Annotated in this window: 5 protein-coding genes; 2 read left to right on the forward strand and 3 right to left on the reverse strand. The window is 33.5% G+C overall.

The genetic code is table 11. The features are described 5' to 3' along the window. Positions 1–173 precede the first annotated feature (173 nt). Positions 174–935, reverse strand: a complete 762-nt coding sequence (locus ACIQZC_RS08175) for an SIMPL domain-containing protein (protein ID WP_396138743.1) — start codon at positions 933–935, stop codon at positions 174–176. Positions 936–1,001: 66 nt separating this feature from the next. Next, positions 1,002–1,442 (reverse strand): nucleoside deaminase, encoded by a 441-nt coding sequence (locus tag ACIQZC_RS08180; protein WP_396138744.1) that lies wholly within the window; start codon positions 1,440–1,442, stop codon positions 1,002–1,004. A 42-nt stretch (positions 1,443–1,484) separates the two neighbouring features. Between ACIQZC_RS08180 and ACIQZC_RS08185 the strand changes: the two genes are divergently transcribed. Continuing rightward, complete coding sequence (locus ACIQZC_RS08185; protein WP_396138745.1) at positions 1,485–3,260, forward strand: 1-deoxy-D-xylulose-5-phosphate synthase; 1,776 nt, start codon at positions 1,485–1,487, stop codon at positions 3,258–3,260. Continuing rightward, positions 3,253–4,197: a DUF3078 domain-containing protein gene (locus ACIQZC_RS08190; RefSeq protein WP_396138746.1), complete on the forward strand. Its 945-nt coding sequence runs from the start codon at positions 3,253–3,255 to the stop codon at positions 4,195–4,197. Before ACIQZC_RS08185 ends, ACIQZC_RS08190 begins: the two co-directional genes overlap by 8 nt. A 50-nt stretch (positions 4,198–4,247) precedes the next feature. Here the strand turns inward: ACIQZC_RS08190 and ACIQZC_RS08195 are convergent. Beyond that, positions 4,248–6,333: T9SS type A sorting domain-containing protein (locus ACIQZC_RS08195; protein WP_396138747.1), on the reverse strand; the 2,086-nt coding region annotated here is incomplete at its 5' end.

Below are 6,333 nucleotides of genomic sequence, written 5' to 3' on the forward strand. Positions count from 1 at the left end.
TGAACATAAGAAATGGGTGAAAATTATACCTCGTGACGCTTACACGTATCTAGAATATCACTTCCTTGATAAAGAAGGAACTGAAATTATAGTAAAATAAACCGGGATGTATCCTGTAAAAAAAACCGCTAGTCGAAAGATTAGCGGTTTTTTTGTTTTTTAAAATTAGATTATTATTCCAATTCATATTCCAGTCGCACTGTAATTCGTGCGGTTTTGTTTTTACTATAAGTATCATTGTTTCCTCCGTAGCTGTCTTCTTCTGTAGAACCTTGACCGGTAATTTGAAACACACCCATGCTTGCCGATTTTAACTTTCCTAAATCGCCATCTGCTGTATTCACAATTTTTTGTGCGCGTTCACTAGCATCTTTTGACGCTTTTTGAATCAAGCTATGCTTTAAACTTGGCAAATCAGAATAGGTATATTGTATAGAATTTGAAGATAATTCAATACCCGAATTGATTAATTCAGATGTTTTACTAGACACTTCTTCAATTCTTTTCATTAATTCCGGGTTTTTTTTAGCCGAAAAAGAAATGGTCTGTGTGGCTTCATAACCATCAAAAACTTGCTCGTATTTCGTTTGATAAGCACCATCTGAACTTTCTGTTCTTATTTCTCTAAATCGCTTATTAAATTGAACGGCTCCAAAGGTAAATTCTTCTCTTTTGAATCCTTTGCTTAAAAAGAAATTCGACACAATTTTTTGATCAGAAATCATTTTATTGTAGGCTTCTTTGATATCAAAACTTTTGGTTGTAAAACTTCCCGACCATAAAATTTCGTCGGAAACAAAATCTTTTGTTCCTAAACCGATGACCGAAATCGTGTCTAAATTTTCATTACGATTTTTAAACGCAGTTCCTAAGACCACTGCCGAAATAATTACTGAAATACCAATAACTAAGGTTGATTTTAATTTGTTTTCCATAAATAAGGGATTTAATTTGTTTTAGTTTCTATTATCAAAAGGTATACCAAGTTTTTATAAAAACAATTATCGTTTATTTTTAAAAAAAGCCTTCATTAAATCGCTACATTCTTTTTCTAAAACGCCCGAAACGACTTGTGTTTTCGGGTGCAATTGTGTTCCCATTTTTTGATAACCCCTATTTTCATCGGACGCACCAAAAACAATTTTTGAAATTTGAGACCAATACAACGCTCCAGCACACATTTGGCAAGGCTCTAACGTTACATATAAAGTACAATCTTTTAAATATTTTCCGCCAATGAAATTCGCAGCACTAGTTATGGCTTGCATTTCGGCATGAGCCGTAACATCGTGAAGTAATTCTGTTAAATTATGCGTGCGAGCAATAACTTTATTATCAATCACAATAACTGCCCCTACAGGAATTTCGCCTTTTTCAAAAGCAATTTCAGCTTCTTGATAGGCTTTCTTCATAAAAAATTCGTCAGTAAAAATATCGTTCATAAATACAAAAATACAATAACCAATTCTTACTTTTGTACAGATATGGAAAATATGCTTTCAAAAATTTACAACCCTACCGATTTAAGGAAACTACCTGAAAATCAACTACCTCAATTAGCCAAAGAATTGAGAGACTTTATCATTGATATCGTTTCTAAGAAAGAAGGGCATTTAGGGGCCAGTTTGGGCGTTGTAGAGTTAACCATTGCGTTGCATTATGTTTTCAATACACCCGAAGATTTATTAGTTTGGGATGTGGGCCATCAAGCCTACGGGCATAAAATTTTAACCGAAAGACGTGCAATTTTTCATACCAATAGAGTATTAAATGGTATTTCGGGATTTCCAAAGCGAAGTGAAAGTGTTTATGATACTTTTGGCGTTGGGCATTCTTCAACTTCGATTTCGGCGGCTTTAGGTATGGCATTAGCTTCTCAATTAAAAGGTGAAATTAACAAACAACATATTGCAGTAATTGGCGATGCTTCCATTGCAAGCGGAATGGCTTTTGAAGGCTTAAATCATGCTGGAGTTACTGATGCTAATTTGTTGGTGATTTTGAATGATAACGCTATTGGAATTGATCCAAGTATTGGTGCTTTAAAGAACTATTTAACCGCGGTAAAAGAAGGTAAAAATCCAAAACAAAATAACATCATCAAATCCTTGAATTTTGATTATTCGGGTCCGATAGATGGACATGATTTACCAAAATTGATTTCAGAATTAGAACGTTTAAAATTGGTAAAAGGTCCAAAATTTTTACATGTAATCACCACCAAAGGGAAAGGATTACAATTGGCCGAAGAAGATCAGGTAAAATATCACGCACCGGGAAAATTTGATGCCGAAACAGGTAAAATTCATCCAAAAGACGAATCGCATTTACCACCTAAATATCAAGATGTTTTCGGACATACATTAGTAGAATTAGCCAAAGGAAATGAAAAAATCATTGGAATTACTCCGGCTATGCCAACAGGAAGTTCGATGAAATATATGATGGATGCATATCCAAAACGTGCTTTTGACGTTGGAATTGCTGAGCAACACGCTGTTACATTAGCTGCAGGAATGGTTACACAAGGCATGGTTGTTTTTTGCAATATTTACTCTACTTTTTTACAACGTGCGTATGACCAAGTAATTCATGATGTAGCGTTGCAAAATTTACCTGTTATTTTTTGTTTAGACCGAGCTGGTTTGGTGGGTGAAGATGGCGCAACGCATCATGGCGTTTTTGATATAGCTTATTTGAACTGCATTCCAAATCTGATTATTGCAGCACCAAAAGATGAAATAGAATTACGCAATATTATGTTCACTGCTTCTGAAGGAATTAATCAACCCATTGCGATTCGTTATCCAAGAGGTAGAGGTGAAATTGTAAATTGGCAACAACCTTTTGAAAAAATCGAAATTGGAATCGCAAAAAAACTTAGAAAAGGAACAAAAATTGCCATTTTATCTACAGGTACTATTGGAACAAATGTAACGAAAGCATTAGCTTCAATAGAAAATGAAGCGCTTTTTTCTCATTATCATTTTCCATTTATTAAACCTTTAGACGAAGTCGCTATCAATGACATTATAGAATCACATGAAGTGCTGATAACTATTGAGGACGGCGTAATTAAAGGCGGATTTGGAGCACAAATAAATTCAATTATTGCTTCAAAAAATTATACTATTTCAATATTAAATTTAGGTATTCCGGATATTTTTATTGAACATGGAACGGTTTTTGATCAACAACATTTTTGCAAAATTGACGTTCAAAGTTTAATTCATTTATTTAACACTTTTTCAGATGATTAAAAAGATTTGCCTTACTTTTTTATTGTTTTTTACCCTACAAAACAATGTTGCCCAGGTAACTAAAACCGAAGTTAAAGATAGTACTTCAAAATGGAGTAAAATAAACAAGATAGGTTTAGATGTTTCTCAAATTTCTTTTGTAAACTGGAATGCTGGTGGAAACAATTCGATTTCTGGTCTTTTAAGAGGTCATTTTATTAGAGCATACGTTGATGGTAATTTACATTGGAAAAATGAACTTATTACGCGCTATGGTATTAATAAACAAGAAGCTCAAGAAGCCAGAAAAACAGACGATCAATTGCAACTGAATTCAACTTTTGGGTATCGAAAAGACACGATTTCAAACTGGTTTTATGCTGGAAAATTTAATTTTAATACCCAATTTGCAAATGGCTATGCTTATCCAAATACCGACTTAGCCATTTCTAGAGCATTTGCACCAGCGTATGTTTTCTTGGGAATTGGTGCCGAATATTCACGTAAAGATTTGAACTTAAACTTGTATTTATCTCCTTTAACCAATAAAACAACCCTTGTGTTTGATCAACGATTAGCGAATCAAGGGGCATTTGGAGTGACCAAAGCGATTTATGACACTAATGGAAATTTAATTAGAGAAGGAAATAACACAAGAACTGAAATAGGTATTTTAATTACCAATCAATGGAAAAAAGAAATTTGGACAAATATTAATTTAGAACACCGCATCAGTCTTTATTCTGATTATATTAATAAATTTGGAAACATTGATTTAGATTGGCAATTACAATTAGCCATGGTCGTGAATCAATATGTAAAAGCAAATATTGGTACTCATTTAATTTATGATGATGATATCAAATTCAAAGAAGAAATTGCAGGTGTTCAAGTTACTAAAGGTCCTCGCGTTCAATTGAAACAAATATTAGGAGTAGGAATTGAATATAATTTTTAATAAAAAAAGCCGCTAAATAATTAGCGGCTTTTTTATTAAAACAATATGAATTATTGAAGAATTATTTTTTCTGAATAAGAAAGCGCCTCTCCTTTAACATTCAAGATATAAATCCCTTTTTGGAATCCTTGAAGATTGACGGTATTTACTTTCATATAATCTCCTGCATTTGAAAATACTTTTCTTCCATTAATATCATATACTTCAACAGTAATGTTTCCAGCATAATTATCAATAGCAATATTTACAATTCCGTTTGAAGGATTTGGATATACTTTTATTCCTTTATTTAAGACATTGTTATCTGTAGATAAAGAAGTTGCTGTGAATTGCCCTGAAAAAATACCTCTACCATAAGTAGCGGCAAATACTTTATTATCATTTCTTACATCTAAATCCACAACTTTCACATTGCTCATACCATTATAAGACTGATTCCAAGTTGGTGATGAATCATTAAAATTATTAGTATACCACACTCCAAGTTCGGTTCCAACAATTACTTCATCAGCATTTAATGGATTTCTTAATATACATTTTACTGGTAGGTCAGGTAAATCACCCTCTTTTGAAACCCATGTTGTACCGCCATTTGAAGAATACCAAATACTAACAACATTATAATTGTGCATAGTAACAAAAATTTCATTTTCATTTGCACCATATTCAACATCTGAAATACTTCCTACAAAACTTGGCCCAGTTATATCAGCCCAAGTAGATGCAGGAGTTGTATTTGTTGAAGGATTTTCAACTATCACACTTAATAATTTACCTAATCTGGTGCCAACTAACAATTTAGATGTTGCTGTTGTATATTTTGACACAGAAATAGCAGTTGGAGACGATGTTAATAATGCATTACTGAGTAATTTTTTTTGAATAGTCCCAGTTTTTATATTCTTATATCTTCTAATTTGATATGCTGGCGTAGAATTTGAATAGTCAGAATACAGAATATCTAAATTAGAATCTAGTGCCATGGGTGCTATAAATGCTCCATTGTTTAGACTTTCATTGTTAATGTTTCTACGATCTCCAGTAATTGTGGTGTAATTTATGTTATTATTATAGACGTAATTTGAAATATAATAATTATCAGCACCTTGGTCAAACATAGTATAAGCGCCATCTCCACCTTGAGTTTCATCACTGGAATTAATCCCTGATGATGCGTTTTCAAAATACTGAGTACCATTGTCTTGTGCTCCAGCTGCAAAATATTCTCCAGTTAAACCACTAACAGGAGTGGTAGGTGCTACTCCAACACTGTAAAACTGTGTTACATTTAAACCATTATTTCTTGCTTCGGTTAAAGAACCTCCATTATTTGAATAATAAACACCTCCATCATTTCCAAAAATCATTCTTGTTGATGAACCAGGAGCAAAAGCCATTCCGTGTTGATCGGCATGAACTTCTTGAAAGCCAAAACTACCATACCAATGACTAAATTGACCCCATGAAGCTCCACCATCAATTGATTTGAACAAATCAATACCACCAGTATATACTGTTTGATCGTTATTAGGATCTACTTCTAGCATTAAATCATAAAAAGCTTGTCCTCTTGTAAAATCTGCTCCAACACCAGGATCTGCATCTGCAGGAAGAACTAATGTTGCTGTTGTAGTAAACCCATTTGTAGTTTTATATAACCCAACTGCTTCGGTTGTTGATAATTCTGCTAAAACGTATACTTTGTTTGCGGTGGTACTTGAAACGGCAATTTGAGTTCTATCGCCACTTGCAACCGTATATGCTAAAGTAAAACTAGTTCCATCTGTAGATGAGAAAATTTTTCCACCACCGTCTCCATATACTACACTATTTGTTGTAGAAACCCATATTTTATTATCGGCAGCAATTGCAATATCATTTGGACAATGTCTATTTCCGTTTGCTGTTAATGGCAATGCTACTTCTGTCCATGAAGATCCACCATTAACCGATTTAAATAATCCATAACCTGGCCCACCTAAGTAAGTTGCAGCATTTGCAGCTCCATAAAAAGAATCTCCTGCAGCTACATAAATTTCAGGTACTCCACCATTATTACGTACTTTAATGTCATTAATATGCTGCTTACCCGGAACTAAATTACCCGTAAAAGCTCCAGGAACAACCGGATTTAAA

This window comes from Flavobacterium sp. (assembly GCF_044338735.1).
In the GTDB taxonomy this organism is placed as follows: Bacteria; Bacteroidota; Bacteroidia; order Flavobacteriales; family Flavobacteriaceae; genus Flavobacterium.

Coding starts and splice junctions, on each gene's coding strand:
- ACIQZC_RS08175 (WP_396138743.1), bottom strand. CDS start 935: ATGGAAAACAAATTAAAATCAACCTTAGTTATTGGTATTTCAGTAATT.
- ACIQZC_RS08180 (WP_396138744.1), bottom strand. CDS start 1,442: ATGAACGATATTTTTACTGACGAATTTTTTATGAAGAAAGCCTATCAA.
- ACIQZC_RS08185 (WP_396138745.1), top strand. CDS start 1,485: ATGGAAAATATGCTTTCAAAAATTTACAACCCTACCGATTTAAGGAAA.
- ACIQZC_RS08190 (WP_396138746.1), top strand. CDS start 3,253: ATGATTAAAAAGATTTGCCTTACTTTTTTATTGTTTTTTACCCTACAA.